The 25,444-nt window shown below is 58.5% G+C and carries 22 protein-coding genes and 1 pseudogene; 8 read left to right on the forward strand and 15 right to left on the reverse strand.

All coding sequences use genetic code 11. The features are described from left to right. Positions 1-69: 69 nt before the first annotated feature. From trpS to GQR96_RS22930, 12 genes and pseudogenes are all read right to left on the reverse strand, one after another. Positions 70-1,074 (reverse strand): tryptophan--tRNA ligase, encoded by a 1,005-nt coding sequence (gene trpS / locus GQR96_RS22875; protein WP_002920253.1) that lies wholly within the window; start codon positions 1,072-1,074, stop codon positions 70-72. Next, a complete protein-coding gene (gph, locus tag GQR96_RS22880) occupies positions 1,067-1,828 on the reverse strand; it encodes a phosphoglycolate phosphatase (protein WP_004202180.1) in 762 nt (253 codons plus the stop codon). The genes trpS and gph overlap by 8 nt, the downstream gene beginning before the upstream one ends. Beyond that, positions 1,821-2,498, reverse strand: coding sequence for a ribulose-phosphate 3-epimerase (gene rpe, locus GQR96_RS22885; RefSeq protein ID WP_004202179.1), 678 nt, complete (start codon positions 2,496-2,498; stop codon positions 1,821-1,823). Before rpe ends, gph begins: the two co-directional genes overlap by 8 nt. A 17-nt stretch (positions 2,499-2,515) precedes the next feature. Beyond that, entirely contained in the window at positions 2,516-3,343 is an 828-nt protein-coding gene (gene dam, locus GQR96_RS22890; protein WP_004202178.1) for an adenine-specific DNA-methyltransferase, read from the reverse strand. 78 nt (positions 3,344-3,421) lie between these two features. Next, complete coding sequence (gene damX / locus GQR96_RS22895) at positions 3,422-4,720, reverse strand: cell division protein DamX (protein ID WP_065903839.1); 1,299 nt, start codon at positions 4,718-4,720, stop codon at positions 3,422-3,424. A gap of 84 nt (positions 4,721-4,804) precedes the next feature. Beyond that, a complete protein-coding gene (gene aroB, locus GQR96_RS22900) occupies positions 4,805-5,899 on the reverse strand; it encodes a 3-dehydroquinate synthase (protein WP_004202175.1) in 1,095 nt (364 codons plus the stop codon). Positions 5,900-5,954: 55 nt separating this feature from the next. Then, a complete protein-coding gene (gene aroK, locus GQR96_RS22905; RefSeq protein ID WP_002920267.1) occupies positions 5,955-6,476 on the reverse strand; it encodes a shikimate kinase AroK in 522 nt (173 codons plus the stop codon). A 270-nt stretch (positions 6,477-6,746) separates the two neighbouring features. Then, on the reverse strand, positions 6,747-7,985 hold the full coding sequence (hofQ, locus tag GQR96_RS22910) for a DNA uptake porin HofQ (protein WP_048295660.1): 1,239 nt from the start codon (positions 7,983-7,985) through the stop codon (positions 6,747-6,749). After that, complete coding sequence (locus GQR96_RS22915; RefSeq protein ID WP_004202171.1) at positions 7,924-8,301, reverse strand: HofP DNA utilization family protein; 378 nt, start codon at positions 8,299-8,301, stop codon at positions 7,924-7,926. Before GQR96_RS22915 ends, hofQ begins: the two co-directional genes overlap by 62 nt. Beyond that, positions 8,291-8,719 (reverse strand): HofO family protein, encoded by a 429-nt coding sequence (locus GQR96_RS22920; RefSeq protein ID WP_049116364.1) that lies wholly within the window; start codon positions 8,717-8,719, stop codon positions 8,291-8,293. Before GQR96_RS22920 ends, GQR96_RS22915 begins: the two co-directional genes overlap by 11 nt. Then, positions 8,709-9,242 (reverse strand): PilN domain-containing protein, encoded by a 534-nt coding sequence (locus tag GQR96_RS22925; RefSeq protein WP_032456683.1) that lies wholly within the window; start codon positions 9,240-9,242, stop codon positions 8,709-8,711. The genes GQR96_RS22920 and GQR96_RS22925 overlap by 11 nt, the downstream gene beginning before the upstream one ends. After that, a pseudogene (locus GQR96_RS22930) lies at positions 9,226-10,027 on the reverse strand (pilus assembly protein). The gene GQR96_RS22925 and the pseudogene GQR96_RS22930 overlap by 17 nt, the downstream one beginning before the upstream one ends. Before the next feature lie 118 nt (positions 10,028-10,145). Here GQR96_RS22930 and mrcA point away from each other — a divergent pair. Further along, positions 10,146-12,704, forward strand: a complete 2,559-nt coding sequence (mrcA, locus tag GQR96_RS22935; protein WP_023319249.1) for a peptidoglycan glycosyltransferase/peptidoglycan DD-transpeptidase MrcA — start codon at positions 10,146-10,148, stop codon at positions 12,702-12,704. A 52-nt stretch (positions 12,705-12,756) separates the two neighbouring features. Here the strand turns inward: mrcA and nudE are convergent, their stop codons facing one another. Then, positions 12,757-13,317 carry an ADP compounds hydrolase NudE gene (nudE, locus tag GQR96_RS22940; protein ID WP_004202164.1) on the reverse strand — a complete coding sequence of 187 codons (561 nt, stop codon included), beginning with the start codon at positions 13,315-13,317 and terminating at the stop codon, positions 12,757-12,759. A gap of 320 nt (positions 13,318-13,637) precedes the next feature. Between nudE and GQR96_RS22945 the strand changes: the two genes are divergently transcribed. The 5 genes from GQR96_RS22945 (at position 13,638) to pckA (ending at position 19,791) form a co-directional block, all read left to right on the forward strand. After that, positions 13,638-15,767: an intracellular growth attenuator family protein gene (locus GQR96_RS22945; RefSeq protein ID WP_065903836.1), complete on the forward strand. Its 2,130-nt coding sequence runs from the start codon at positions 13,638-13,640 to the stop codon at positions 15,765-15,767. Positions 15,768-15,827: 60 nt separating this feature from the next. Then, positions 15,828-16,511, forward strand: coding sequence for a GMP/IMP nucleotidase (yrfG, locus tag GQR96_RS22950; protein ID WP_004202162.1), 684 nt, complete (start codon positions 15,828-15,830; stop codon positions 16,509-16,511). Then, positions 16,508-16,909, forward strand: a complete 402-nt coding sequence (hslR, locus tag GQR96_RS22955) for a ribosome-associated heat shock protein Hsp15 (protein WP_017899959.1) — start codon at positions 16,508-16,510, stop codon at positions 16,907-16,909. The genes yrfG and hslR overlap by 4 nt, the downstream gene beginning before the upstream one ends. A gap of 18 nt (positions 16,910-16,927) precedes the next feature. Further along, the gene (gene hslO, locus GQR96_RS22960; RefSeq protein WP_017899960.1) at positions 16,928-17,812 is read left to right on the forward strand and encodes an Hsp33 family molecular chaperone HslO; all 885 of its coding nucleotides are present in this window, start codon (positions 16,928-16,930) and stop codon (positions 17,810-17,812) included. 356 nt (positions 17,813-18,168) lie between these two features. Further along, entirely contained in the window at positions 18,169-19,791 is a 1,623-nt protein-coding gene (gene pckA, locus GQR96_RS22965; RefSeq protein WP_004202159.1) for a phosphoenolpyruvate carboxykinase (ATP), read from the forward strand. 77 nt (positions 19,792-19,868) lie between these two features. Here pckA and envZ read toward each other — a convergent pair whose 3' ends face one another. Both envZ and ompR read right to left on the reverse strand, forming a co-directional pair. Beyond that, positions 19,869-21,224: a two-component system sensor histidine kinase EnvZ gene (gene envZ, locus GQR96_RS22970; RefSeq protein WP_017899961.1), complete on the reverse strand. Its 1,356-nt coding sequence runs from the start codon at positions 21,222-21,224 to the stop codon at positions 19,869-19,871. Further along, entirely contained in the window at positions 21,221-21,940 is a 720-nt protein-coding gene (gene ompR / locus GQR96_RS22975; RefSeq protein WP_001157751.1) for an osmolarity response regulator transcription factor OmpR, read from the reverse strand. Before ompR ends, envZ begins: the two co-directional genes overlap by 4 nt. Positions 21,941-22,167: 227 nt before the next feature. Here ompR and greB point away from each other — a divergent pair, with 227 nt between their 5' ends. Together greB and GQR96_RS22985 are read left to right on the forward strand one after the other, a co-directional pair. Beyond that, positions 22,168-22,641 (forward strand): transcription elongation factor GreB, encoded by a 474-nt coding sequence (gene greB, locus GQR96_RS22980; protein ID WP_002920503.1) that lies wholly within the window; start codon positions 22,168-22,170, stop codon positions 22,639-22,641. Positions 22,642-22,741: 100 nt separating this feature from the next. Next, a complete protein-coding gene (locus GQR96_RS22985) occupies positions 22,742-25,072 on the forward strand; it encodes a Tex family protein (protein WP_023319252.1) in 2,331 nt (776 codons plus the stop codon). Positions 25,073-25,444: the final 372 nt, after the last annotated feature.

The following is a 25,444-nucleotide window of genomic DNA, read 5'->3' on the forward strand; positions in this document are numbered from 1 at the left end:
GCCTCGCGGCGTGAACGACAGGCATAAAAAAGGGCGGGATAATCCCGCCCTGTTTAGCTGTTGCGTCGCTTACGGCTTGGCGACAAAGCCAATCGCTTCGTATACCGCTTTCAGGGTTTGAGAAGCCCGCGCGCTGGCCTTTTCTGCGCCGTCTTTCATCACCTGATTGAGAAACGCTTCGTCGTTACGGAAACGGTGATAGCGCTCCTGCAGGTCAATCAGCATGCCCGATACCGCTTCGGCGACTTCGCCTTTCAGGTGGCCATACATTTTGCCTTCGAAGTGCTGCTCCAGCTCAGGAATGGTTTTCCCGGTGACCGCGGAGAGGATATCCAGCAGGTTGGAGACGCCCGCTTTCTCTTTCAGGTCGTAGCGCACCACCGGCGGCTCGTCGGAATCGGTGACCGCACGTTTGATCTTCTTGACCACCGATTTCGGGTCTTCCAGCAGGCCGATGACGTTGTTGCGGTTGTCGTCGGACTTGGACATCTTTTTCGTCGGCTCCAGCAGCGACATCACGCGCGCGCCGGATTTAGGGATAAACGGCTCAGGCACTTTAAAAATATCGCCGTAGATGGCGTTAAAACGCTGGGCAATATCGCGACTCAGTTCAAGGTGCTGTTTCTGATCTTCGCCCACCGGAACCTGGTTGGTCTGGTACAGCAGGATGTCAGCGGCCATCAGTACCGGATAATCAAACAGACCGGCGTTGATGTTCTCCGCGTAGCGCGCGGACTTGTCTTTAAACTGGGTCATGCGGCTCAGTTCGCCGAAATAGGTGTAGCAGTTCAACGCCCATCCTAACTGGGCGTGTTCCGGCACGTGCGACTGAACGAAGATAGTGCTTTTCTGCGGGTCGATGCCGCAGGCCAGATACAGCGCCAGGGTGTCCAGCGTCGCCTTACGCAGCTGCTGCGGATCCTGGCGCACGGTGATGGCGTGCTGGTCCACGATGCAATAGATGCAGTGGTAATCGTCCTGCATGTTTACCCACTGACGCAGCGCACCCATGTAGTTGCCAATGGTCAGTTCACCTGAGGGCTGTGCGCCACTAAAAACGATGGGCTTAGTCATGTTTCAATTCCTGAGTTTCACTGTGCGGTAACCCGAGAGCGGGTAAGAGTTCATTAAACTGGTCGAAGAGATAGTCCGGCTCGCTCAGCGCAAGCGGTTCGCCATAGTTATAACCGTAGGTCAGGCCAACCGAGCAGCAGCCAGCCGCTTTGGCCGCCTGAATATCATTACGTGAATCGCCGACGAACAGCAGCGCCTCCGGCGTCAGGCCGAGCTTTTGCGCTACCAGCAGCAGCGGTTCCGGATGCGGCTTTTTGTTCTGGACGTCATCGCCGCCGATCACCACGGTAAAATATTTCGCAATATCGAGCGCGTCCAGCAGCGGGGCGACGAACGGCGTCGGCTTATTGGTCACCAGCGCCAGCGGCAGACCTTTGCCCTGCAGCGCGCCGAGCGTATCGGCCACTGCCGGAAACAGGAAACTGCCCTCTTCCGCCGCTTCGGCGTAATAGCGGTCAAACAGTTTACGCAAAATGCGCAGCTGTTCGTCTTGCGGAATATCATGATCGTCGACGGAAGGCTTGCCCATCGCCGCACGTAACGTGGCACGCTCCTGGCGAGCCCAGCTCAGCGCCCGCTCCATCAGGACATCGGCGCCGTTGCCGATCCAGGTTACGACGCGCTCTTCTCCCGCCACCGGCAGTTCCAGGGCGTAGAGGGCGTTATCAACGGCGGCGGTCAGACCCGGCGCGCTGTCCACCAGCGTGCCGTCGAGATCAAACGCGATGCCGCGGATCGCCTGTAATTTATCCATGACTCACCTTCGCTAATTCACTACGCATTTGATCAATCACTTTCTTGTAGTCCGGCTGGCCGAAGATCGCCGAACCGGCAACGAACATATCCGCGCCCGCCGCGGCGATTTCGCCGATATTGCTCGCTTTCACCCCGCCATCCACTTCCAGACGGATGTCGTAGCCGGACGCATCGATGCGCTGGCGCACTTCACGTAGTTTATCCAGCGTCTGGGGAATAAAGGACTGGCCGCCAAAGCCCGGGTTAACCGACATCAGCAGGATCACGTCCAGTTTATCCATCACATAATCGAGATAGCTCAGCGGCGTCGCGGGGTTAAACACCAGGCCCGCTTTACAGCCATGCTCTTTGATAAGCTGCAGGCTGCGGTCGACGTGTTCGGAGGCTTCCGGGTGGAAGGTGATGATGCTGGCGCCAGCTTCGGCAAAATCAGGAATGATGCGGTCGACCGGCTTCACCATCAGGTGGACGTCGATCGGCGCGGTAATACCGTAGTTACGCAGCGACTTCAGCACCATCGGGCCAATCGTCAGGTTCGGCACGTAGTGGTTGTCCATGACGTCGAAGTGCACGACATCCGCACCCGCCGCCAGCGCCTTCGCGGTATCCTCACCCAGACGGGCAAAATCAGCCGACAGAATCGAAGGGGCAATCAAATACTGCTTCATCCGCATCTCCTTGAAATTTATTTGGTCTTAGGCGGACGGTAGAGCGCTAAGAGCTCGTCCACCTTTTTACGCGTACCACCGTTGCTGCTGATGCTGCGCCGAACCTTCACAATATGCGTTTCTGCCGCGTTTTTATACCACTCCTGCGTCAACGGCGTGCGGTGGTTGGAAATCAGCACCGGGATCCGTTTCTTCATCAGCGACTCCGCCTTTTGCGCCAGCAGCACCTGTTGCTCCAGGTTGAAGCTGTTGGTGTGGTAGGCGGTAAAGTTCGCCGTCGCCGTCAACGGCGCATAGGGCGGATCGCAATACACCACCGTGCGGCTATCCGCACGCTGCATGCACTCTTCATAAGATTCGCAGTAAAACTCAGCGTTTTGCGCCTTGTCGGCAAAATGATAGAGCTCAGCCTCGGGGAAATAGGGCTTCTTATAGCGGCCAAACGGCACATTGAACTCGCCGCGCAAATTGTAGCGACACAGGCCGTTGTAACCGTGACGGTTCAGATACAGGAACAGCACCGCGCGACGCAGCGGGTCCTGGCTCTGATTGAACTCATCACGGTACTGGTAGTAGCGCTCAGCGACGTTATTTTCCGGGGTAAACATCTCGCGGGCGGCAGCGACGTACTCGTCGGTGCGCAATTTGACGATGTTGTACAGGCCGATTAAATCACTGTTGATATCCGCGAGGATATAACGAGAAAAGTCGGTATTGAGAAATACCGACCCGGCGCCCACAAAGGGCTCGATTAAGCACTCACCTTCCGGCAAATGCTTTTTAATATCGTCAAGCAGGGGGTACTTCCCCCCTGCCCACTTTAGAAAAGCGCGATTCTTTTTCATGCTGCCTAACTAATTACACGTTCTCCGGCTGTGGAGAAAGCTCCGACAGCATCCTGCGCTTAAGACTACCCCACGGCATTATTTCAGATCAGCCTGAACCTGATGCAGTGGTTTTGCCCATGGATTTTTCGCCTGCACGTCCGGCGGCAGCGAGGTGACCGCGCGTTTCGCTTCATCTTTCGATGAATAGATACCGCTCACCAGCACGTACCACGGTTGGCCGTTACGCGATGTTTCATAGACAACATATCTGTCCAGCTTCTCTTTCTTCGCCCAGTTGTTCAGGTTTTCATAGTTAGAGGAGCTGCTGAGCTGCAGGGTATAGTTACCCGACGGCGCAGATTTCATCGAGCTGACGTCGCCTGCCGTTTTACCGCTCTTCGCCGCCGGCGCTGCCGCGGCCGCCGTTGCGGCTGGCGCAGCAGTGGTGGTGGTGGTTGCTGGTGCTGCAGGTTTACTCTGCGCGGTGGCTACCGGTTTGCTTTCCGCGACGGTCGTTTTCGCCGGGGCAGTGGTCGCCGCGCTTTCAACATGCTTCGGCTGAACCGGCTTCGTTTCTACCGGCGCTTTTGCCACCGCCTGTGGTTTCGGCTGCGGCTTCGCTTCGATGACGGTGTGCTTACGCTCAGCCGGACGCGGCGTTGCCGCCGTCTGACGTTCGGTCGTCTGGCGCGGCGCCGCGGTGCCACTGGCGCCATTACGGATCGGCGCGACGGTTGCCGGTTCAGTTGGCAGCGTCGAGTTAGCTACGGCGCCGTCCAGCTGGCCCTGCTGCTGGGTCAACGCATTATTCAGATCGCCCTGAACTTCAACGCGCTGCTGGCCCTGCGGCTCTGCCGCGGCCTGGCCCTGGGTCGGGTTCGCGGCAATAGGCGGTACCGTGACGTCCTGCTGTGTGGTGGTATTGGCGGCAGTCTGATCCTGGCCGGCAGCTGGCGTGCTGGTGGACTGGTCGTCAGACAGATTAATGCTCTTCTCGCCGGAAGCGGTCTGCTGGCTGGAAGAAGATGGCGATTTCAGCGCGGAACCGATACCCACGATTAACAGCAACAGTACCAGAATGCCCACGCCCATCATGATGTACTGGCGGGAAGCGGGTTTCGCCGGCGCTTTTTTACGCTTACGCGGACGACGCTCTACAGGCTGCTCTTCGAGCATCTCCTCATCTTCCGCATCCAGTTCTTCTTCGAATTCTTCCTCTTCACGCTCACGACGGGCCTTGCCGGCGCGCGTCGGACGGCCTTCATCGGCATCAAGATCGACATCGTCAAAATTGATCTGCGGATCGGCATCACGCTCGGAAGACTGACGGGAACGACCAGCACGACGATCGTTGCGATCGGCTTTCATATCGTCTTCTGGTTTGAAATCATCCATTTAACACCCCACTAAAAGGCTTATGCTCACGATTATTGCACATCACCCGAAATGATAACGCCGCGCGAACGCGGCCAGACCTTCTTATTGTTGCGCCTGCTGAGTGTCAGCAATCGCGCCAAGAACCACATCGTGCGGCACTCCGCCGCGCAGCTCGCTGCTTCCTATTGCGAGCGGGAGCACCAGCCGCATTTCGCCAGCCAGTACTTTCTTATCGCGCATCATATGGGGCAAATACGCCTGCGCACGCATTTCCTGCGGGCCGCGTACCGGTAAGCCTGCACGCTTGAGCAGATCGATAAGGCGCTGAGTATCCTGCGCGCGGAACTGCCCCAGCCGTTCGGACGTATGCGCCGCCATAACCATACCTGCCGCCACCGCTTCGCCGTGCAGCCAGTTACCGTAGCCCATTTCCGCTTCGATAGCATGGCCGAAGGTATGTCCAAGATTGAGTAAAGCACGTAACCCGGTTTCACGCTCGTCGGCAGCCACAACTTCCGCTTTCAGCTCACAGCAGCGGCGAATGCAGTACGCCATGGCCTTTTCATCCAACGCCAGCAAGGCATCAATGTTGTTTTCCAGCCAGCTGAAGAAGGCGCCGTCGAGGATCACCCCATACTTGATGACCTCAGCCAGTCCGGAAGCAAGTTCGCGCTTCGGCAGCGTCTTCAGACAGTTAAGATCAACCACCACGGAAACCGGCTGCCAGAAGGCGCCAATCATGTTTTTGCCGAGAGGGTGGTTCACTGCGGTTTTGCCGCCGACCGACGAGTCGACCTGCGACAGCAGGGTGGTAGGGACCTGGATAAAACGCACGCCGCGCTGATAGCTTGCCGCGGCGAAACCGGTTAAATCACCGATAACACCGCCGCCGAGCGCCACCAGCGTGGTGTCGCGGCCATGGGGTTTTTGCAACAGCGCGGTAAATACGGTATCCATCACCGCCAGGCTTTTATACTGCTCGCCGTCGGGCAGGACTACGCTGTCAACGTTGACCCCTGCCTGCTCAAGCGCAGAGCGGACGGTATCCAGATAAAGCGGCGCCAGCGTTTCGTTGGTGACCAGCATAGCCTGGTCGCCCGACTTAAGTGGCAGGAAGGAAGCTGGATCGTTGAACAAACCAGCCGCGATGGTAATCGGGTAACTACGTTCCCCGAGGGTAACAGTAAGCCTCTCCATAACGCGACATCCACCTCAGTGACTTTTACTCTGACGCACTTTTATTAAGCCAGAATCAGTTGCTTTCCAGCATATGAATAATCTGGTTCGCGACGACTTTCGCACTCTGATCGTCTGTGCGGATAGTCACATCGGCGATCTCTTCATACAGCGGGTTACGCTCGTCAGCCAGCGCTTCCAGTACTTCACGAGGCGGCGCATCGACTTGTAGCAAAGGACGCTTTTTATCGCGCTGCGTACGGGCCAACTGCTTCTCGATCGTTGTTTCCAGGTAGACCACCACGCCGCGGGCGGAGAGACGGTTACGCGTTTCACGGGATTTTACAGAGCCGCCGCCAGTCGCCAGCACAATTCCCTGTTTTTCCGTCAACTCATTGATAATTTTTTCTTCACGGTCGCGGAAGCCTTCTTCGCCTTCAACATCGAAGACCCAGCCCACATCAGCGCCAGTGCGTTTCTCAATCTCTTGATCGGAATCGTAAAATTCCATGTTGAGCTGTTGGGCTAACTGGCGCCCAATAGTGCTTTTGCCGGCACCCATAGGCCCAACCAGAAAGATATTGCGTTTCTCTGCCATTTTTTCGGTACTACTAAGACTATTCGTTAATGATAAACCCGCTTCGCAGACACCCAGCGCCGCAGGGCATGAACTGAAACCTCATATGCAATAGAGCGAGAGTCAGACTAAAAATTATCTCAATACTCCGGCTGGTTTGGCAACTGAATAAAATCGCCGGACAATATAGGGAGGATTGATGTCGTACCCGACTCTCAAATCGGTACCCCTTGTATGCTAAATCCGTCCTCACGTCAAACACCTGAAACGTGTTTAGCATGAAAAACCTGCTTAACGTACTGCCAGAATCCGTGGCGTAATAAAGACAACCAGTTCACGGCGTTCATTATCTTTCCCGTCGCGGCGAAACAGACGCCCCAGCACCGGGATATCGCCAAGCAGCGGGACGCTGTCGCGGGCGGTTTTGTTTTTCTGCGAAAAGATGCCGCCCAACGCCAGGGTCTCGCCGCTGCGGACTTCCACCAGGGTCTCGATCTCCTGTTTATCAATGGCCAGCGCCTCGCCGTTATCCTGCTTCAGCACCTGGCCTGGCGTGTTCTCGCTTATTCGCAGCTTCAACCGCACTCTCCCCTGCTGCAGCACCGTCGGCGTCACCTCCATGCCCAGCACCGCCTCTTTAAACTCCACCGACGTGGCGCCGCTTTCACCGCTGGAGACCTGATAGGGGATCTCGCTCCCCTGCTTGATACTGGCGGGCTGCATATGAGAGGCGAGCAAACGAGGACTGGCGATAATCTCGACCTGCTGCTTGCGCTCCAGCGCGGAAAGCTCCAGCTCAAGCAAGCGCCCGTTAATTTTGCCGATGTTAAAGCCTGCGCGGGTGCTGGCGTCGTTGACTGACAGATCGCTGCTTAGGGTGGTGATGTGCCCGGATCCCGGCGTGCTTTCAGCCTCCGCCAGCCGCCATTTCACCCCCAGTTCACGCAGGCTGGTTTCGCTCATTGACACGATATGGGCGGCCAGCTCCACCTGTCCGACCGGCAGATCCATCTCCTGCGCCCAGGCCTTCAGCGCCGGTAGATGGCGGGCATCATCGCGGATCAGCAGCCGATTGGTCCGCTTGTCCGCCATCAGGTTTCCCCGGGCGCTAAGCAACTTACCGCCGCTTTTAGCCAGCTCCTCGGCATCGGCATAGTGCAGGGTCACGCTCTCCGCCCGCAGCGGCAGATTCTGCAGACGTTTCGCCTGTTCCGCTTCGCGCTGCGCCAGGTTGGCCTTTTGCCAGGCCTGCGTATGTGCGTAGATGACCGTTCCCTGCTGTTGCAAAGAGAGGCCTGCGCTATCCGCCACTGCCCGCAGCGCCTGGGTCCAGGGAACCTTCTGCAGGCGCAGGGAGAGCGTGCCGCTGACGTCCGGTGCGACAACGAGATTCTTCTGGTTCATTTCGGCCAGGGCTTGCAGCACCTGGGCCACTGGCGCGTCGTCAACGACCAGCGAAACCGGCTTATCATTTCGCGCGGCGACCACCGCCAGCGGTAGCAGCAAAAGCAGGCTTATCCATCGCATCATCTTGTTTTCCTTTACGTTGCCAGCGCCACGCTGGCGGTTCACATCCCGGAGGCGTGACGATGTCCAGTTCACTGTCCGTCAGCCGGTTCACCCGCCAGCCCGTGGGCAATTGCTCATCCAGGCGCACCCGTCGCCACGTGCCGCTTCCGTCCTGCAAAAAACCCATCCAGCCTGCACCATCGCCGGCCGCGCCGCCATAACGCCATTGCGACAGCTGCGCCGCGCGGCAGGGATCCTCAACCGGCTGAAAAGGATCGCGCTCGGCCGCCAGCAGCGACAGCGGCAACCACAGCAAAACCCAGCATTTACCAACCATCTTCCGCCTCCAGCTGCAGCCGCATGCGCAGCGCCTGCCCCTCGCGCTCCAGCGAGAACGAACGCGGGTTCATCCCGCTGCGCGCCAGCCATGAAAACAGAGCGGGTACCGTCGGCCAGGAGAGAGCCAGCTCCATCTCGCCGCCGCTCCCCTGCGGATGCCAGGCGATTAGCTTCGCCCCGGCGAGCGGAATGGCTATGGGCGAGAACGGCTGCTTGTCGATGCGCTCCCCGGATCTTTCACCGTCAGGGATGCGCAGCGCCATGATCCGCCGCCACTGCGTTTGCAGAGCGCCATCGCGGGACAGCGCCGCCAGCGGCGGCCGGGCATCGCGCCAAAGCGCCACGCCGCCCCCCGTCAGCCCCATCGCGAGCAGGATCAGCAGCCCCGCCCGGGTGCGCAGGGTATTAATCCTCATCGGCGCGCGCTCCCGACAGGGTGAAACTGAACCGCCAGCGCCCCTCGGCGTCGCGCTGCGTTCCGCCGGCTTTAGCCGGCGCGAATCCCGTGACGCTGGCCAGAGAAGCCTCCACTCCGGCCAGCGCCTGCAGGTTGAGGGCCAGGCCATCCAGCGTCAGGCGCGCCCCCTGGTACTCCAGCCGCGTCAGCCATGCCTGAGCGGGCAGGTCCGCCGCGAGCGCCATTAGTCGGGGTTGCCAGGCAGCGATCGTCGATCTGCGCTGGAGCTGCTCGCGCTGGCGTTGATGCTGCTGCCACGCTTCGCGCATCGCCTGTTCACGTTGTTTGAGCGAGGCGAGCAGCGCTGCGTCGGCCGTCGCGTGGAGCCTCGCCAGGGCGTCGCGCTGTAGACCAGCCGTTCGCCCCACCTGCAGGGTCATCCCCGCCAGCAGCACGATACCGATGGCTAACAACAGGGTGTAGCGCAGGCGCTGGCGGCGACGCAGGTCACGCCAGGGGAGAAGATTAACGACATGCGTCATGGCGCCCGCCCCCCCAGCGCCAGCCCAAGGGCAATGGCGTAGCGATCGCCATCGGCTGGCAGCGGAGGCTGCCGGCGGTGAACCACCTGCCAGACATCAAAACGACTGGCCTCGTCGCCCGCGTCAGCGCACAAGCGCAGAGGAACCTGAAGCTGCCCCGCCAGCTGGCTCAAGGACCCTATCGCATCGCAGGCGTCACAGCCCCAGGCCTCATGGGTCGCCCATAGCCAGTGCTTTTCATCCCGCCACGCCAGGCCTTGCTCTGCTGCCGTCACCCAGGGGAAAAAAGCGCCGAGCGCACTGGCATCCGGTACGATGGCAGTTACCCGCAGGCGCAGCCGCCCTGCCAGCTCCCGCAGAACATTGATATCCAGCCGCTGCGCCGCCGTAACCTGCCAGCCGTCATTTCGCGAGGTGGGCGCATAATCAATACAGAGAGAGGAGGCGGGCATCGCCAGCTGCTGGGTCATGGCGCTGGCTATCCACGTCGCCTGTTCCCGCTCTCGCAGGGCGAACTGGGGATAAGGCACGCGTTTTTGCAGCGTGCGAGCTGCGGGGAAGGCGATATTGATCTGATGCTGTACCGGTAGCTCCCGCCGCCAGGCGGCCAGCCGTGAGCCGAGGGCGCTGACGTCCGCCACCATCCCCTGCCGCACCAGGCCTGGCGGCAACGGAATGCGCCACCAGCGGCGCAGCGCCCAGTGTGAGCGCTCAAACAGTAGCGCGACAATGGCAATGCTATCTTGTTGGATATGCATTCCGATCCGCCAGTTTCTGAAAGCCATGCTTATGATCTCCTTATCCGGCAAAACTGTCCGGCTATATCAATGCACCTGGCTTGCCTTTATACTACCGCGCGTTTGTTTATAAACTGCCCAAATAAAACTAAATGGGAAAACACCGGTGAAGTTCGTAAAGTATCTATTGATCCTTGCAGTCTGTTGCGTACTGCTGGGAGCAGGCTCGATTTTTGGCCTCTACAAATACATAGAGCCGCAACTCCCCGACGTCGCAACCCTGAAGGATGTGCGTTTGCAGATCCCGATGCAGGTCTATAGCGCCGACGGTGAGCTTATTGCGCAGTACGGCGAAAAGCGCCGTATCCCTGTCACGTTGCAGCAAATTCCCCCCGAGCTGGTGAAAGCGTTTATCGCTACCGAAGACAGTCGTTTCTATGAGCATCACGGCGTCGATCCGGTGGGTATTTTCCGCGCCGCCAGCGTGGCGATGTTTTCAGGCCACGCCTCGCAGGGCGCCAGCACCATCACCCAGCAGTTAGCGCGTAACTTCTTCCTCAGCCCCGAGAAGACGTTGATGCGTAAGATTAAAGAGGCCTTTCTGGCTATCCGCATCGAGCAGCTGCTGAACAAAGATGAAATCCTTGAGCTGTACCTGAACAAGATTTACCTCGGCTACCGCGCCTATGGCGTCGGCGCCGCAGCGCAGGTCTATTTTGGCAAACCTATCGACCAGCTGACCCTCAGCGAAATGGCGGTGATTGCCGGTCTGCCGAAAGCCCCGTCCACTTTTAACCCGCTCTATTCGATGGATCGCGCCACAGCCCGGCGCAACGTGGTGCTGTCGCGTATGCTGAGCGAGGGGTACATCACCCAGGCGCAATACGATGAGGCGCGCAGCGAACCCATCGACGCCAGCTACCACGCGCCGAAAATCGCCTTCTCCGCGCCCTATCTGAGCGAAATGGTGCGCCAGGAGATGGTGAATCGCTACGGCGAGCAGGCCTACGAAGATGGCTACCGGGTGTACACCACGATTACCCGCAAAAACCAGCAGGCGGCCCAGCAGGCGGTCCGCAATAACGTGCTGGATTACGATATGCGTCACGGCTACCGCGGCCCGGCCAGCGTGCTGTGGAAGGTCGGCGAAACGCCGTGGGAGGCGAAAAAGATCGTTGACGCCCTGAAGCGCCAGCCTGGCTTTGGCCCGCTTTCTCCTGCGGTGGTCACCTCCGCGAATGCCCAAGAGGCTGTCGCGCTGTTGGCTAACGGCGACTCCGTTTCGCTGACGATGGACGGCGTGCGCTGGGCTCGCCGCTTTATCTCCGATACGCAGCAGGGGGCAACCCCGCGTAAAGTCAACGACGTCGTGCAGGCCGGGCAGCAGATCTGGGTTCGCAAAGTGGGAGACAGCTGGTGGCTGTCGCAGGTGCCGGACGTCAACTCGGCATTGGTCTCCATTAACCCGCAAAACGGCGCGATTATCGCCCTTGTCGGTGGGTTTGACTTTAACCAGAGCAAGTTCAACCGCGCCACTCAGGCGCTGCGCCAGGTCGGCTCCAACATCAAGCCATTCCTCTACACGGCTGCGATGGATAAAGGCTTAACTCTGGCAAGCATGCTCAACGATGTGCCAATCTCGCGCTGGGACGCCGGAGCCGGTTCCGACTGGCGGCCGAAAAACTCGCCGCCGCAGTATGCCGGTCCGATTCGTTTACGCCAGGGCCTGGGGCAGTCAAAAAACGTGGTCATGGTGCGCGCCATGCGCGCCATGGGCGTTGACTATGCCGCCGAGTATTTGCAGCGCTTTGGCTTCCCGGCGCAAAACATTGTCCACACCGAATCGCTGGCGCTGGGCTCCGCCTCCTTTACGCCTCTGCAGGTCGCCCGCGGTTATTCGGTGATGGCCAACGGCGGCTTCCTGGTGAACCCGTTCTTTATCAGTAAGATTGAGAACGATCAGGGCGGGGTCCTCTTCGAAGAGCGTCCGAAAATCGCCTGCCCGCAGTGTGATTTACCGGTGATTTACGGCGATACGCCAAAATCCAACGTGCTGGAAAACAAAGATGTGGAAGATGTCGCCACCTCGACGGAACCGCAGAATGGCACCGTGCCGCCGCAGCCGCAGCTGGAGCAGGCCAATCAGTCACTGGTGGCGCAGAGCGGCGCCCAGGAATACGCGCCGCATGTGATCAACACCCCGCTGGCCTTCCTGATCAAGAGCGCGCTGAACAGCAACATCTTTGGCGAACCGGGCTGGATGGGAACCGGCTGGCGCGCCGGACGTGACCTGCAGCGGCATGACATCGGCGGCAAAACCGGGACCACCAACAGCTCGAAGGACGCCTGGTTCTCAGGCTACGGACCGGGCGTGGTGACCTCGGTTTGGATCGGCTTTGACGATCATCGTCGCGATCTTGGCCGGACCACCGCATCGGGGGCGATTAAAGATCAGATCTCCGGCTACGAAGGCGGCGCCAAAAGCGCCCAGCCGGCCTGGGACAGCTTTATGAAGAGCGTGCTGGAAGGCGTTCCGGAAGAGCCATTAACGCCGCCGCCGGGAATCGTCACGGTGAATATCGATCGCAGCACCGGTCAGCTGGCGAACGGTGGCAACAGCCGGGCGGAATACTTTATTGAGGGTACCCAGCCCACGCAGCAGGCGGTCCATGAGGTGGGCACCACCCTGACTGACGGCGGCGGTGAAACCCACGAGCTGTTCTGACAAAAAAGCGCCTGCGGGCGCTTTTTTATTGCTGCTTAGCGTAAACGCTCGTTCAGAGTCGGCCCTGGGCCTGCAACCATTCCCGCACTAAAAACAGCGCACTAACGTTGCGGGCCTCGTTAAAATCTTCTTCATCCAGCAGCGACATCAACTGCGCCAGCGGCCAGCGCACCTGCGGCAGCGGCTCGGGCTCATCGCCCGGCAGCGACTCCGGATAGAGATCTTCCGCCACCAGGATGTTCATTTTGCTGGAGAAGTAAGAGGGAGCCATACTGAGCTTCTTCAGAAACGTCAGCTTATTGGCGCCGAAGCCAACCTCTTCTTTCAGCTCGCGATTGGCCGCTTCATCCACGGTTTCACCCGGATCAATCAGCCCTTTGGAGAAGCCCAGCTCGTAGGATTCCGTCCCGACGGCATACTCGCGAATCAAAATAATATGATCATCAACAATCGGCACAATCATCACCGCTTCGCGGGTGGAAGGCCGCATACGTTCATAAACGCGACGCACACCGTTGCTGAATTCCAGATCGACGCTTTCGACATTAAAGAGGCGCGAACGGGCGACAGTTTCAACATTGAGAATGGTGGGTTTTTGTAATGATTTGCTCATTGTCATCGGTCTATGCTGTGATTAAGCAGTCATTGTGCGATACGCAACACGCTTTCGGCAATCCAAATCGCTACTTATTTACAGAGTTGTAACCTTTTCCCTGCAAAGGGGAAAGTAATAAAGATAAAAAAGTCAATAGCTTGAATTATCTTTGAGAATTTACCGATTTCTGGCCTTTAACGTTTTTGGTAAACTAATACGCTGCTGCATGACATATTTACTACCCTGCAAGCAGGTGCGCCGCTAACACTGCAGCTTGACGTTAGTCTTCACGTTCACCGACGATTTCGTAAGAAAAATATAACTATGATGGGATGGGCATGGGCACCTTTCTGATATTCCTTACAGCTCTGCTAATCTGCGTATTGCTCATTGGATGGTGGTATCGCACGCACGCCAGACGCCGCCGGCTCCCTCTACTGCACGCCTTTAGCGATGCCACCACGCGGCCGATCGCGGCCGATGAGCGCCAGGCCATCGAAAAGTATCTTGCCGAACTGAGCCGCGCCCAGCAGGTTCCCGCGTCCGGCGCCACCAGCGCGCCCATCGCTCTGGCGCTAAACGAACAGAGCGATACCGTCTATGGGGTGACGCGAGCCATCACCCGCTACGGGATCACTACCGACGCGCCGAATAAATGGCGCTATTTTCTCGATTCGGTGGAGGTACATCTGCCGCCGTTCTGGGAACAGCATATCAACGATGAAAACAGCGTCGAGCTGATCCCCACCGACAGCCTGCCGCTGGTTATCACCCTTAACGGCCATACCCTGAGCGACTATCGTCAGGAAGCGCAAAGCTACGCGCTGGAACGCGCCTCGGCCACCCAGGCCTCAATTCGCGGCGAAGAGAGCGAACAGGTAGAGTTGCGGCAGATCCGTCGGGAAAGCCCGGAAGAACACGCCCTGAACCGCCCGGATGGTCTGCGCGAAGCGATCCTGATCGTCGCCTCTTTCCTGTTCTTTTATTTCAGTCTGATTGGGCCTGCCGTCTTTACCCCATGGCTGGTGGCTGCCGGTTTGCTGCTGCTCGCCGCCGGCCTATTGGGGATCTATGCCCCGCCGCGCCGCGCCTCGCTGCGCGAAATCCATTGCCTGCGCGGCGTCCCTAAGCGCTGGGGGCTGTTTGGCGAAAACGATCAGGAGCATATCAATAATATCTCGCTGGGCATTATCGATCTCATCTATCCGCGCCACTGGCAGCCCTGGATCGCCCAGGACCTCGGACAGCAGACCGATATTGATATCTATCTCAACCGCCATGTAGCCCGTCAGGGACGCTACTTGTCGCTTCATGATGAAGTGAAAAACTTCCCGCTGCAGTACTGGCTGCGCAGCGCGATTATCGCCGCCGGCGCCCTGGTGGTGGTAATCATGCTATGGGCCAGCGTACCGCTGAATATGCCGTTTAAGTTCACCCTGTCGTGGCTGAAGGGGGCGCAGACCATTGAAGCCACGACCGTCAGCCAGCTGGAAAAGGCCCATGTGCGCATTGGCGATACGCTGCGCCTGACCGGCACCGGGATGTGCAACATCCGCACGCCGGGCAGCTGGACGGCCAAAGAGGATTCGCCGTTCCTGCCTTTCGATTGTTCGCAGATTGTGTGGAACGATGCCCCTCCTCTGCCGCTGCCGGAGTCTGACATTGTCAGCAAAGCGACTGCTCTGATGCAGTCCGTCCAGCGTCAGCTGCACCCGGAAACCGACGACGACTCCCGCGTCAGCCCGGCGCTGCGCTCCGCCATTCAAAAATCTGGCATGGTGCTACTGGATGATTTCGGCGATATCGTTCAGAAAACCAACGATCTCTGTTCCGCTGCCGATGATTGCCTGCGGCTGAAGAATGCGCTGGTTAATCTCGGCAATACCCGTAACTGGGAGACGTTAACTAAGCGTGCGTCCGCCGGGAAACTGGATGGCGTGAACGTGCTGCTGCGGCCAGTCAGCGCCGAGTCGCTGGAGAATCTGGTGACCACCTCAACCGCCCCCTTTGTCATGCGTGAAACCTCGCGGGCGGCGCAGGCGCTCAACAGCCCGGCCCCGGGCGGCTTCCTCATCGCCAGCGACGAGGGTAGCGTGCTGGTCAATCAGCCGTGGCCGGCGGTGAGCCTGTATGATTACCCGGCGCATGAGCAGTGGGGGGAACTGCGGCGGCTGGCCGGTATGCTGATGCATACCCCCTTCCATGCCGAAGGGATAGTCACCAATCTGTTTACTGACGCCAACGGCACTCAGCATATCAACCTGCACCGCATTCCTGACCGCAGCGGCCTGTGGCGCTATCTGGGCATCACCCTGCTGCTGCTGTCGATGGTGGGATGCATGGCTTACCACGGGGTGCAGGCGCTGCGTCGTTATCAACGCCATCGCCAGCGTATGGAAGAGATTCAGAAATATTACGAAAGCTGCCTGAACCCGGTGCTGCTCCCCTCGTCTGACCCGCAAGATTAATTTTCCCGGCGACAGGGTGTGATACCCTGTCGCCCATTTCCCGCTCGCTGGAGAGTCATCATGCATTTTGATATCGCCTGGCAGGAGGTCGATACCGTTCTGCTGGATATGGACGGCACGCTCCTGGATCTCGCTTTCGACAACTATTTCTGGCAAACGCTGGTGCCGGAAACCTGGGGGGCCGCCCGCGGCCTCAATCTGCAACAGGCGAAAGAGGCCATGCACCAGGAGTATCACGCCGTGCAGCATACGCTAAACTGGTACTGTCTGGATTACTGGAGCGAGCGCCTGGGTTTGGATATTTGTGCGATGACCAGCGAACAGGGTCCGCGCGCCACGCTGCGTGAGGATACCGTGCCGTTCCTTGATGCGCTCAAGGCCAGCGGTAAGCGACGTATTCTGTTGACCAATGCCCATCCCCACAATCTGGCGGTGAAACTCAAACACACCGGCCTGGATGCGCACCTTGATTTATTACTTTCCACCCACACATTTGGTTATCCGAAAGAGGATCAGCGTCTGTGGCGCGCCGTGGCGGAGGAAACCGGCCTTGAGGCGCATAAAACGCTGTTTGTCGACGACAGCGAGGCAATTCTGGATGCCGCGAGGGAGTTTGGCATTCGTTACTGCCTGGGCATTACCAATCCCGACTCCGGGCTGGCGGAAAAGCAGTATCTGCGCCATCCGGGGCTGAATGATTACCGACGACTGATCCCTTCGCTTACCCCGAAGGAGAGGCGATGAAAGAGAAGCCTACCGAAACCGTCAGACTGGACAAATGGCTTTGGGCCGCCCGCTTTTACAAGACCCGCGCGCTGGCGCGAGAGATGATTGAAGGCGGCAAGGTGCATTACAACGGACAACGCAGCAAGCCCGGGAAAATCGTCGAACTGGACGCCATGCTAACGCTGCGTCAGGGCAACGACGAGCGGACGGTGCGCATCGTCGGTATCACCGAACAGCGCCGCCCGGCAAGCGAAGCCGTCACCCTGTATGAAGAGACGGCTGAGAGTATCGAGAAGCGTGAAAAAATGGCCCTGGCGCGCAAAATGAACGCCCTGACCATGCCGCACCCTGACAGACGTCCGGACAAGAAAGAGCGCCGCGACCTGATGAGATTTAAACACGGCGAGAGTGAGTAACTCGCGCCAGAAAGAGAGATGATTATGACTCAACACGATCAATTACATCGTTATCTGTTTGAAAACTATGCCGTGCGCGGCGAGCTGGTGACGGTGTCGGAAACCCTGGAACAGATTCTGGCGAATCACACTTATCCCCAGCCGGTGAAAACGGTGCTGGCGGAGCTGCTGGTCGCCACCAGCCTGCTGACTGCAACGCTGAAATTTGCCGGCGACATCACCGTGCAGCTGCAGGGCGATGGGCCTTTACAGCTGGCGGTCATCAACGGCAATAACCAGCAGCAGCTGCGCGGCGTCGCGCGCGTGCAGGGCGAGATTGCGGACGATGCGGATCTGAAAGCGATGGTCGGCAACGGCTATCTGGTCATCACCATCTCCCCGGAAGAAGGTGAGCGTTATCAGGGCGTGGTCGGTCTGGAAGGCGATACGCTGGCCGCCTGCCTGGAAGATTACTTCCAGCGTTCAGAGCAGCTGCCGACGCGCCTTATTATCCGCACCGGCGAACATGAAGGTCAGCCGATGGCGGGCGGGATGCTGCTGCAGGTGATGCCGGCGCAGGATGCCCAGACTGCCGACTTTGAGCACCTGGCGACGCTCACCGAGACCATCAAGGCTGAAGAGCTGTTCACCCTGCCGGCGAACGATGTGCTGTGGCGTCTGTACCATGAAGAAGAAGTCACGGTCTACGATCCGCAGAGCGTGGAGTTCAAGTGCACCTGCTCCCGCGAACGCTGCGCCGGCGCGCTGAAAACCCTGCCGGACGAAGAGATAGATAGCATCCTTGCCGACGAAGGCGAGATTGATATGCACTGCGACTACTGCGGTAACCACTATATCTTCAACGCCATGGACATCGCCGAGATCCGTAACAACGCCTCTCCGGCCGATCCGCAGGTCCATTAATCCTCACTTCTTCTTCAGGCACCGGGCGGCGATGTGGTATGTCGCCCGGTGCCTGACTTTTTATTCACGAGTTGAATCGATTTTCGCTGAAAGAGTTACGTAATTTTATTCCAGGAAAGCGATTACATTCACATTTCAGCAGTTTTTTTAATTCCTTTTTAACCATTGAGAAACATCTAACCCCACCATCCGGCCATTTCCTGAGATAATCCACTTCACTTCGTGACAGGAGTCACCGTTTTTTTCGTCATTCTGAAGAATGTCGAGATACGTAAATCTATGAGCCTGGTCGCGGTCAATACCCGGTAATAAACCCTACAATTTACAGCAGTACATCTTGGCTAAGGAGCAGTGACATGCGCGTTAATCATGGTTTAACCCCGCAGGATCTCAAGGCTTATGGTATCAATGACGTTCAGGATATCGTCCACAATCCCAGCTACGACATGTTGTTTCAGGAAGAGCTCGACCCCAACCTGGAAGGCTACGAACGTGGCGTATTAACCAGTCTGGGTGCTATCGCCGTCGACACGGGCATTTTTACCGGTCGTTCTCCGAAAGATAAGTACCTCGTGCGCGACGACACCACCCGCGATACCGTCTGGTGGTCCGATAAAGGCAAGGGTAAAAACGACAACAAGCCGCTTTCGCAGGAAACCTGGCAGCATCTGAAAGGGCTGGTAACACAGCAGCTGTCCGGTAAACGCCTGTTTATCGTCGACGCCTTCTGCGGCGCTAACGCCGATACCCGTCTCAGCGTACGTTTCATTACCGAAGTGGCCTGGCAGGCGCACTTCGTTAAAAACATGTTCATCCGCCCGAGCGACGAAGAGCTGGCGGAATTCACGCCCGACTTCATCGTGATGAACGGCGCGAAGTGCACCAACCCGCAGTGGAAAGAGCAGGGCCTGAACTCGGAAAACTTCATCGCTTTCAACCTCACCGAGCGCATTCAGCTGATCGGCGGCACCTGGTACGGCGGCGAGATGAAGAAAGGGATGTTCTCGATCATGAACTACCTGCTGCCGCTGAAGGGCATCGCCTCCATGCACTGTTCTGCCAACGTGGGCGAGAAAGGCGATGTCGCCATTTTCTTCGGCCTCTCAGGCACCGGCAAAACCACCCTCTCCACCGACCCGAAACGCCGCCTGATTGGCGATGACGAACATGGCTGGGATGACGACGGGGTGTTTAACTTCGAAGGGGGCTGCTACGCCAAGACCATCAAGCTCTCTGAAGCGGCCGAGCCGGATATCTATCACGCCATTCGCCGTAACGCCCTGCTGGAAAACGTAGTAGTGCGCGCCGACGGGACAATCGATTTCGATGACGGCTCAAAGACCGAAAACACCCGCGTCTCCTACCCCATCGACCATATCGATAATATCGTCAAACCGGTCTCCAAAGCGGGTCACGCCACCAAAGTGATCTTCCTGACGGCCGATGCGTTCGGCGTACTGCCGCCGGTCTCCCGCCTGACCGCCGATCAGACGCAGTACCATTTCCTGTCCGGGTTTACCGCCAAACTGGCCGGCACCGAGCGCGGCGTGACCGAACCCACGCCAACTTTTTCCGCCTGCTTCGGCGCCGCCTTCCTGTCGCTGCACCCGACACAGTACGCCGAAGTGCTGGTCAAACGCATGCAGGCGGCCGGCGCGCAGGCTTATCTGGTCAATACCGGCTGGAACGGCACCGGCAAGCGCATCTCGATTAAAGATACCCGCGCCATCATCGACGCCATCCTCAATGGCTCGCTGGACAACGCGGAGACCTTTACCCTGCCGATGTTTAACCTGCAGATCCCGACGGCCCTCCCGGGCGTGGATCCCCAGATCCTCGATCCGCGCAGCACCTATGGTTCCCCGGAGCAGTGGCAGGAAAAAGCCGACCAGCTGGCGAAGCTGTTTATTGAGAACTTTGAGAAGTATACCGATACGCCAGCGGGCGCCGCGCTGGTGGCGGCAGGGCCGCAGCGCTAACGGGCGCAAAGATGAAAAAGCCGGGCTTGCCCGGCTTTTTATTGTGCAGCGTTCTGACCAACCAACCGCGGGCGCGATCAGCTCTCTTTGGCCTGTTTCATCGGCGCCAGCACCCGGTGCACCGGCAGCCAGGCGCGGATCAGTAACCCGCCGCGTTCGCTGGAGCCAATCTCCAGCCGCCCGTTGTGATTATCGATAATACGCTGAACAATCGCCAACCCCAGCCCGGTGCCGCTGGTGCTGCGGGCGCTGTCGCCGCGTACAAACGGCTGAAACAGGTGCTCTCGCTGCTCAGGTTTAATCCCAGGTCCGTCATCTTCTACCTGGAACCAGGCCCGGCTCGCTTCGCTGCCGCTGCTGACCTTGATCCAGCCATTGCCATAGCGGGCCGCGTTGACCACCATATTCGCCAGCGCGCGCTTGATAGACAGAGGATGCATGCGTACCGGAATTTCGCCGGCCTGCAGGGCGGTAGCGATCTCCCGCTCATAGCCGCTCTCCGCAGCGATCACTTCCCCCAGCACCGCATTCAGATCCGCCAGCTCCATCGGCATCTCCTGCCCGGTGCGCAGATAGTCGATAAACTGCTCGATGATGGCGTTGCACTCTTCGATATCTTTGTTGATCGACTCCGCGAGATAGCCGTCCTGCTCGCCCATCATCTCGGTGGCCAGACGAATGCGGGTCAGCGGAGTCCGTAAATCATGGCTGACCCCAGCCATCAGCAGCGTACGGTCGTCGGCCAGCTGCTTCACGCCCGCGGCCATGTGGTTGAAGGCGCGCGTCACCGAACGCACTTCGGAGGCGCCATACTCGCGCAGCGGCGGCGGAATAATGCCGCGCCCGACCTGCAGGGCCGCATGCTCCAGATCCACCAGCGGGCGGTTCTGAATACGGATAAACAGCCAGGCGCCGCCTATCGCCAGCAGCATGATCGCCAGGGTATAGCGGAACAGCGGCGAGAAGTCGCCCTGATGGATCTCGGTCAGCGGCACCCGCACCCAAATATTGGGCGACAGCCAGGTCTTCAGCCACACCACGGGGGAGCTTTTATTGACCTCCACCCGCACCTCAGTGGGGCCGCCAAGCTGATGAGCCATCTGCTGGCTCAAGAATTCATAATGCTGCGCCCAGCGCAGGCCTGCGTCTTCCGCCGCTTCATTGGAATAGAGCGAAATCCCCAGCTCGCGATAAATTTCACGGCGAAACGCCGGGGGCACCACCAGCTGGGTGCCATCCTCCAGCTGCAGCTTATCAGTCATCAGCATACGCACTTCGTAGGCCAATACTTTATTAAACTGCTGGAGACTTGGCAGGATCGCGAAATTCAGTACTACCAGATAGGTCGTCACCAGGCTGACGAACAGCAAGGTGACGATCAGGAGCAGCGTGCGAGCAAAGGAGCTGCGCGGCGAAAAGCGCACGCGTTTCATGCCTTAGAACCGTCCGGGACGAAGACGTAGCCCAGACCCCAGACGGTCTGGATATAGCGCGGATGCGCCGGGTCCTCTTCCACCATGCGGCGCAGGCGGGAGATCTGTACGTCGATGGAACGCTCCATCGCAGAGTATTCGCGGCCGCGAGCGAGGTTCATTAACTTATCGCGCGACAGCGGCTCACGAGGATGGCTTACCAGCGCCTTCAGGACCGCAAACTCGCCGCTGGTCAACGGCATCGGCTCGTCTTCACGGAACATCTCGCGGGTGCCCAGGTTCAGTTTGAATTTACCAAAGGCGATAACCGCCTCTTCCTGCGACGGCGCGCCCGGCAGCTCGTTCGCCTGACGGCGCAGCACCGCCCGGATGCGGGCCAGCAGTTCACGCGGGTTGAACGGCTTCGGAATGTAGTCGTCGGCCCCGATCTCCAGGCCCACGATACGATCAACCTCTTCGCCTTTCGCCGTCACCATAATGATCGGCATCGGGTTGCTCTGGCTGCGCAGACGGCGGCAAATCGAGAGACCATCTTCCCCAGGCAGCATCAGATCCAGCACCATCAGGTGGAAGGATTCGCGGGTTAACAGACGATCCATCTGTTCGGCGTTCGCCACGCTACGAACCTGGAAGCCCTGCTCGGTCAGATAACGTTCGAGCAGCGCACGCAGGCGCATGTCGTCATCCACAACCAGAATCTTATAATTCTCTTGCATTGTTTGTACTCCCAAAGGTTCACTGCAATAGTCAGTGCGTATTCTCAAAAAAGCCCGGCGCGCTCACCAGCTAAATCTGGTATATATTCCAGGCTAAATTGTTACAAAGCATATTTAACAGCAGGTTAAGTATACATTTAATCATAAGACACAGTATTTATCCTGTCGGTATTATTACGCGCTACAAATTGTGCGCAACGACAGACTGTCAGAAGGTTGAACTCACGATGAAAACGCCGCTGATCACCCGCGAGGGATATGAAAAACTGAAGCAGGAGATGGACTACCTGTGGCGCCAGGAGCGCCCGGAAGTGACCAAAAAGGTGACCTGGGCCGCCAGCCTTGGCGACCGCAGCGAGAACGCGGATTACCAGTACAACAAAAAGCGCCTGCGCGAGATCGATCGCCGGGTCCGCTATCTGACCAAATGTCTGGAACAGTTAAAGATCGTCGATTACTCCCCACAGCAGGAGGGCAAAGTCTTCTTCGGCGCCTGGGTAGAGATTGAAAACGATGAAGGCGATATCAAGCGCTTTCGCATCGTCGGTTACGATGAAATTTTTGGCCGCAAAGACTATATCTCCATCGACTCGCCGATGGCGCGCGCACTGTTAAAAAAAGAGGTTGGCGATCTGGCCATCGTCAACACGCCGGCGGGCGAAGCCAGCTGGTATGTCAACGAGATCGAATACGTTAAATAGACAAGAACTTTCCGAGAGACGCCCGGCGCGACTGGCATTTTCAGCCGTCAGTCCGTATAACTAGTCCCTGATTTTTGACCCTAAAGATGAATTAAAAGCCATGATGAATGATTCGCTCTGCCGCATTATTGCGGGTGAACTTCAGGCCAGAGCCGAACAGGTAGAAGCTGCCGTTCGCCTGCTTGATGAAGGGAACACCGTGCCGTTTATTGCACGTTATCGTAAAGAAGTCACCGGCGGTCTGGATGACACGCAGCTGCGTAATCTGGAAACCCGCCTCGGCTATCTGCGCGAACTGGAAGACCGTCGTCAGGCGATCCTCAAATCCATCGCTGAACAGGGCAAACTGACCGACGCGCTGGAAAAAGCCATCAACACCACGCTCAGCAAAACTGAACTGGAAGATCTCTACCTGCCGTACAAGCCGAAGCGCCGTACCCGCGGGCAGATCGCCATCGAAGCCGGGCTGGAGCCGCTGGCTGACCTGCTGTGGAACGAACCGTCCCACGATCCGGAAACGGAAGCCGCAAAATATATTGATGCCGATAAAGGCGTGGCCGACAGCAAAGCGGCGCTGGATGGCGCGCGCTATATCCTGATGGAGCGTTTTGCCGAAGACGCCGCGCTGCTGGCGAAGGTCCGTGACTATCTGTGGAAAAACGCCCACCTGGTCTCCACCGTCGTCAGCGGCAAAGAAGAGGAAGGCGCCAAATTCCGCGACTACTTCGATCACCATGAACCGATCGCCACCGTGCCGTCGCATCGCGCGCTGGCGATGTTCCGCGGTCGCAACGAAGGCGTCCTGCAGCTCTCTTTAAACGCTGACCCGCAGTTTGACGAGCCGCCGAAAGAGAGCCACGGCGAGCAGATTATTATCGACCATCTGGGCCTGCGCCTGAATAACGCCCCGGCGGACAGCTGGCGTAAAGGCGTCGTCAGTTGGACCTGGCGGATCAAAGTCCTGATGCATCTCGAAACCGAGCTGATGGGCACTGTGCGCGAGCGCGCCGAAGACGAAGCTATTAACGTCTTCGCCCGCAACCTGCACGACCTGCTGATGGCTGCGCCCGCCGGGCTGCGCGCTACCATGGGCCTTGACCCGGGCCTGCGCACCGGGGTGAAAGTGGCCGTGGTTGACGGTACCGGCAAACTGGTGGCCACCGATACCATCTACCCCCACACCGGCCAGGCGGCTAAAGCGGCGGTTGTCGTGGCGGCGCTGTGCGAGAAGCACAACGTCGAGCTGGTGGCGATCGGCAACGGCACCGCCTCGCGTGAAACCGAGCGTTTCTTCCTCGACGTGCAGAAACAGTTCCCGAAGGTCACCGCCCAGAAGGTGATCGTCAGCGAAGCCGGGGCTTCCGTTTACTCCGCCTCCGAGCTGGCGGCGCAGGAGTTCCCTGACCTCGACGTGTCGCTGCGTGGCGCGGTCTCCATCGCCCGCCGTCTGCAGGATCCCCTGGCCGAGCTGGTGAAAATCGACCCGAAATCCATTGGCGTCGGCCAGTATCAGCACGATGTCAGCCAGACCCAGCTGGCGCGTAAGCTGGACGCGGTGGTGGAAGACTGCGTGAACGCCGTCGGCGTTGACCTGAATACCGCCTCCGTGCCGCTGTTGACCCGCGTGGCCGGCCTGACCCGCATGATGGCACAGAACATCGTCGCCTGGCGCGACGAGAACGGCCAGTTCCAGAACCGCCAGCAGCTGCTGAAGGTCAGCCGCCTGGGGCCGAAAGCCTTTGAACAGTGCGCCGGCTTCCTGCGTATCAACCACGGCGACAACCCGCTGGATGCCTCCACCGTTCACCCGGAAGCCTACCCGGTGGTCGAACGCATTCTGGCCGCTACCCAGCAGGCGCTGAAAGATCTGATGGGCAATAGCAGTGCGCTGCGCCACCTGAAGGCCGTGGATTTCACCGATGAGAAGTTCGGCGTACCGACCGTGACCGACATCATCAAAGAGCTGGAAAAACCGGGCCGCGACCCGCGTCCGGAGTTTAAGACAGCGAAGTTCGCCGACGGCGTAGAGACCATGAACGATCTGCTGCCGGGGATGATTCTGGAAGGGGCCGTCACCAACGTCACCAACTTCGGCGCATTTGTCGATATCGGCGTCCATCAGGACGGACTGGTCCACATTTCGTCGCTTTCTGACAAGTTTGTTGAAGATCCGCACACCGTGGTGAAAGCGGGCGACATCGTGAAGGTCAAGGTCATGGAAGTCGATCTGCCGCGTAAGCGTATCGCCCTGACCATGCGTCTCGACGAGCAGCCGGGCGACAGCAACGCCCGCCGCGGCGGCGGTCAGGATCGCCCGCAGGGCAACCGCCCGGCCGCGAAAGCCGCCAAACCTCGCGGTCGCGACGCGCAGCCTGCCGGCAACAGCGCGATGATGGATGCCCTCGCGGCGGCGATGGGTAAAAAACGCTAATCCCACCCTGCCCCTTTTCAGGGGCAGTTTTCTTTTCATGACCAGGCCATCGCCATCACGCGCAAAACAGGTTCAGTTGTTTCTGATAACCTGTTTTTATTCCACGCCTGAAGACAGCGAAATTAATATTTTCATTTCGTTAACTTAAGAAACCTTAATTAAACATTAGATCGCCGAAATAATATTTCGTGCATTTTCGATCACAGACAGATTTTGCGGCACATCAATAAAAAAGTGATTTCCGCTTTAAAAATAGCGTTGATCGCATCATATGTATTGATGATAAAAACCATTCTCATTATCATCACTTTCAGAATGATTTTTTCTTTTTTCGTTGGCTATGGTATCCGGCGCGGTGACATCCCGACGCCC

Origin of the sequence: Klebsiella sp. PCX (assembly GCF_021869705.1) — a bacterium.
Classification (GTDB): Bacteria; Pseudomonadota; Gammaproteobacteria; order Enterobacterales; family Enterobacteriaceae; genus Klebsiella; species Klebsiella quasipneumoniae.

What these genes read in the sequence shown, in the direction of transcription:
- trpS (WP_002920253.1), bottom strand. Translation starts at nt 1,074, where the DNA reads ATGACTAAGCCCATCGTTTTTAGTGGCGCACAGCCCTCAGGTGAACTG.
- gph (WP_004202180.1), bottom strand. Translation starts at nt 1,828, where the DNA reads ATGGATAAATTACAGGCGATCCGCGGCATCGCGTTTGATCTCGACGGC.
- rpe (WP_004202179.1), bottom strand. Translation starts at nt 2,498, where the DNA reads ATGAAGCAGTATTTGATTGCCCCTTCGATTCTGTCGGCTGATTTTGCC.
- dam (WP_004202178.1), bottom strand. Translation starts at nt 3,343, where the DNA reads ATGAAAAAGAATCGCGCTTTTCTAAAGTGGGCAGGGGGGAAGTACCCC.
- damX (WP_065903839.1), bottom strand. Translation starts at nt 4,720, where the DNA reads ATGGATGATTTCAAACCAGAAGACGATATGAAAGCCGATCGCAACGAT.
- aroB (WP_004202175.1), bottom strand. Translation starts at nt 5,899, where the DNA reads ATGGAGAGGCTTACTGTTACCCTCGGGGAACGTAGTTACCCGATTACC.
- aroK (WP_002920267.1), bottom strand. Translation starts at nt 6,476, where the DNA reads ATGGCAGAGAAACGCAATATCTTTCTGGTTGGGCCTATGGGTGCCGGC.
- hofQ (WP_048295660.1), bottom strand. Translation starts at nt 7,985, where the DNA reads ATGATGCGATGGATAAGCCTGCTTTTGCTGCTACCGCTGGCGGTGGTC.
- GQR96_RS22915 (WP_004202171.1), bottom strand. Translation starts at nt 8,301, where the DNA reads ATGGTTGGTAAATGCTGGGTTTTGCTGTGGTTGCCGCTGTCGCTGCTG.
- GQR96_RS22920 (WP_049116364.1), bottom strand. Translation starts at nt 8,719, where the DNA reads ATGAGGATTAATACCCTGCGCACCCGGGCGGGGCTGCTGATCCTGCTC.
- GQR96_RS22925 (WP_032456683.1), bottom strand. Translation starts at nt 9,242, where the DNA reads ATGACGCATGTCGTTAATCTTCTCCCCTGGCGTGACCTGCGTCGCCGC.
- nudE (WP_004202164.1), bottom strand. Translation starts at nt 13,317, where the DNA reads ATGAGCAAATCATTACAAAAACCCACCATTCTCAATGTTGAAACTGTC.
- GQR96_RS22945 (WP_065903836.1), top strand. Translation starts at nt 13,638, where the DNA reads ATGGGCACCTTTCTGATATTCCTTACAGCTCTGCTAATCTGCGTATTG.
- yrfG (WP_004202162.1), top strand. Translation starts at nt 15,828, where the DNA reads ATGCATTTTGATATCGCCTGGCAGGAGGTCGATACCGTTCTGCTGGAT.
- hslR (WP_017899959.1), top strand. Translation starts at nt 16,508, where the DNA reads ATGAAAGAGAAGCCTACCGAAACCGTCAGACTGGACAAATGGCTTTGG.
- hslO (WP_017899960.1), top strand. Translation starts at nt 16,928, where the DNA reads ATGATTATGACTCAACACGATCAATTACATCGTTATCTGTTTGAAAAC.
- pckA (WP_004202159.1), top strand. Translation starts at nt 18,169, where the DNA reads ATGCGCGTTAATCATGGTTTAACCCCGCAGGATCTCAAGGCTTATGGT.
- envZ (WP_017899961.1), bottom strand. Translation starts at nt 21,224, where the DNA reads ATGAAACGCGTGCGCTTTTCGCCGCGCAGCTCCTTTGCTCGCACGCTG.
- ompR (WP_001157751.1), bottom strand. Translation starts at nt 21,940, where the DNA reads ATGCAAGAGAATTATAAGATTCTGGTTGTGGATGACGACATGCGCCTG.
- greB (WP_002920503.1), top strand. Translation starts at nt 22,168, where the DNA reads ATGAAAACGCCGCTGATCACCCGCGAGGGATATGAAAAACTGAAGCAG.
- GQR96_RS22985 (WP_023319252.1), top strand. Translation starts at nt 22,742, where the DNA reads ATGATGAATGATTCGCTCTGCCGCATTATTGCGGGTGAACTTCAGGCC.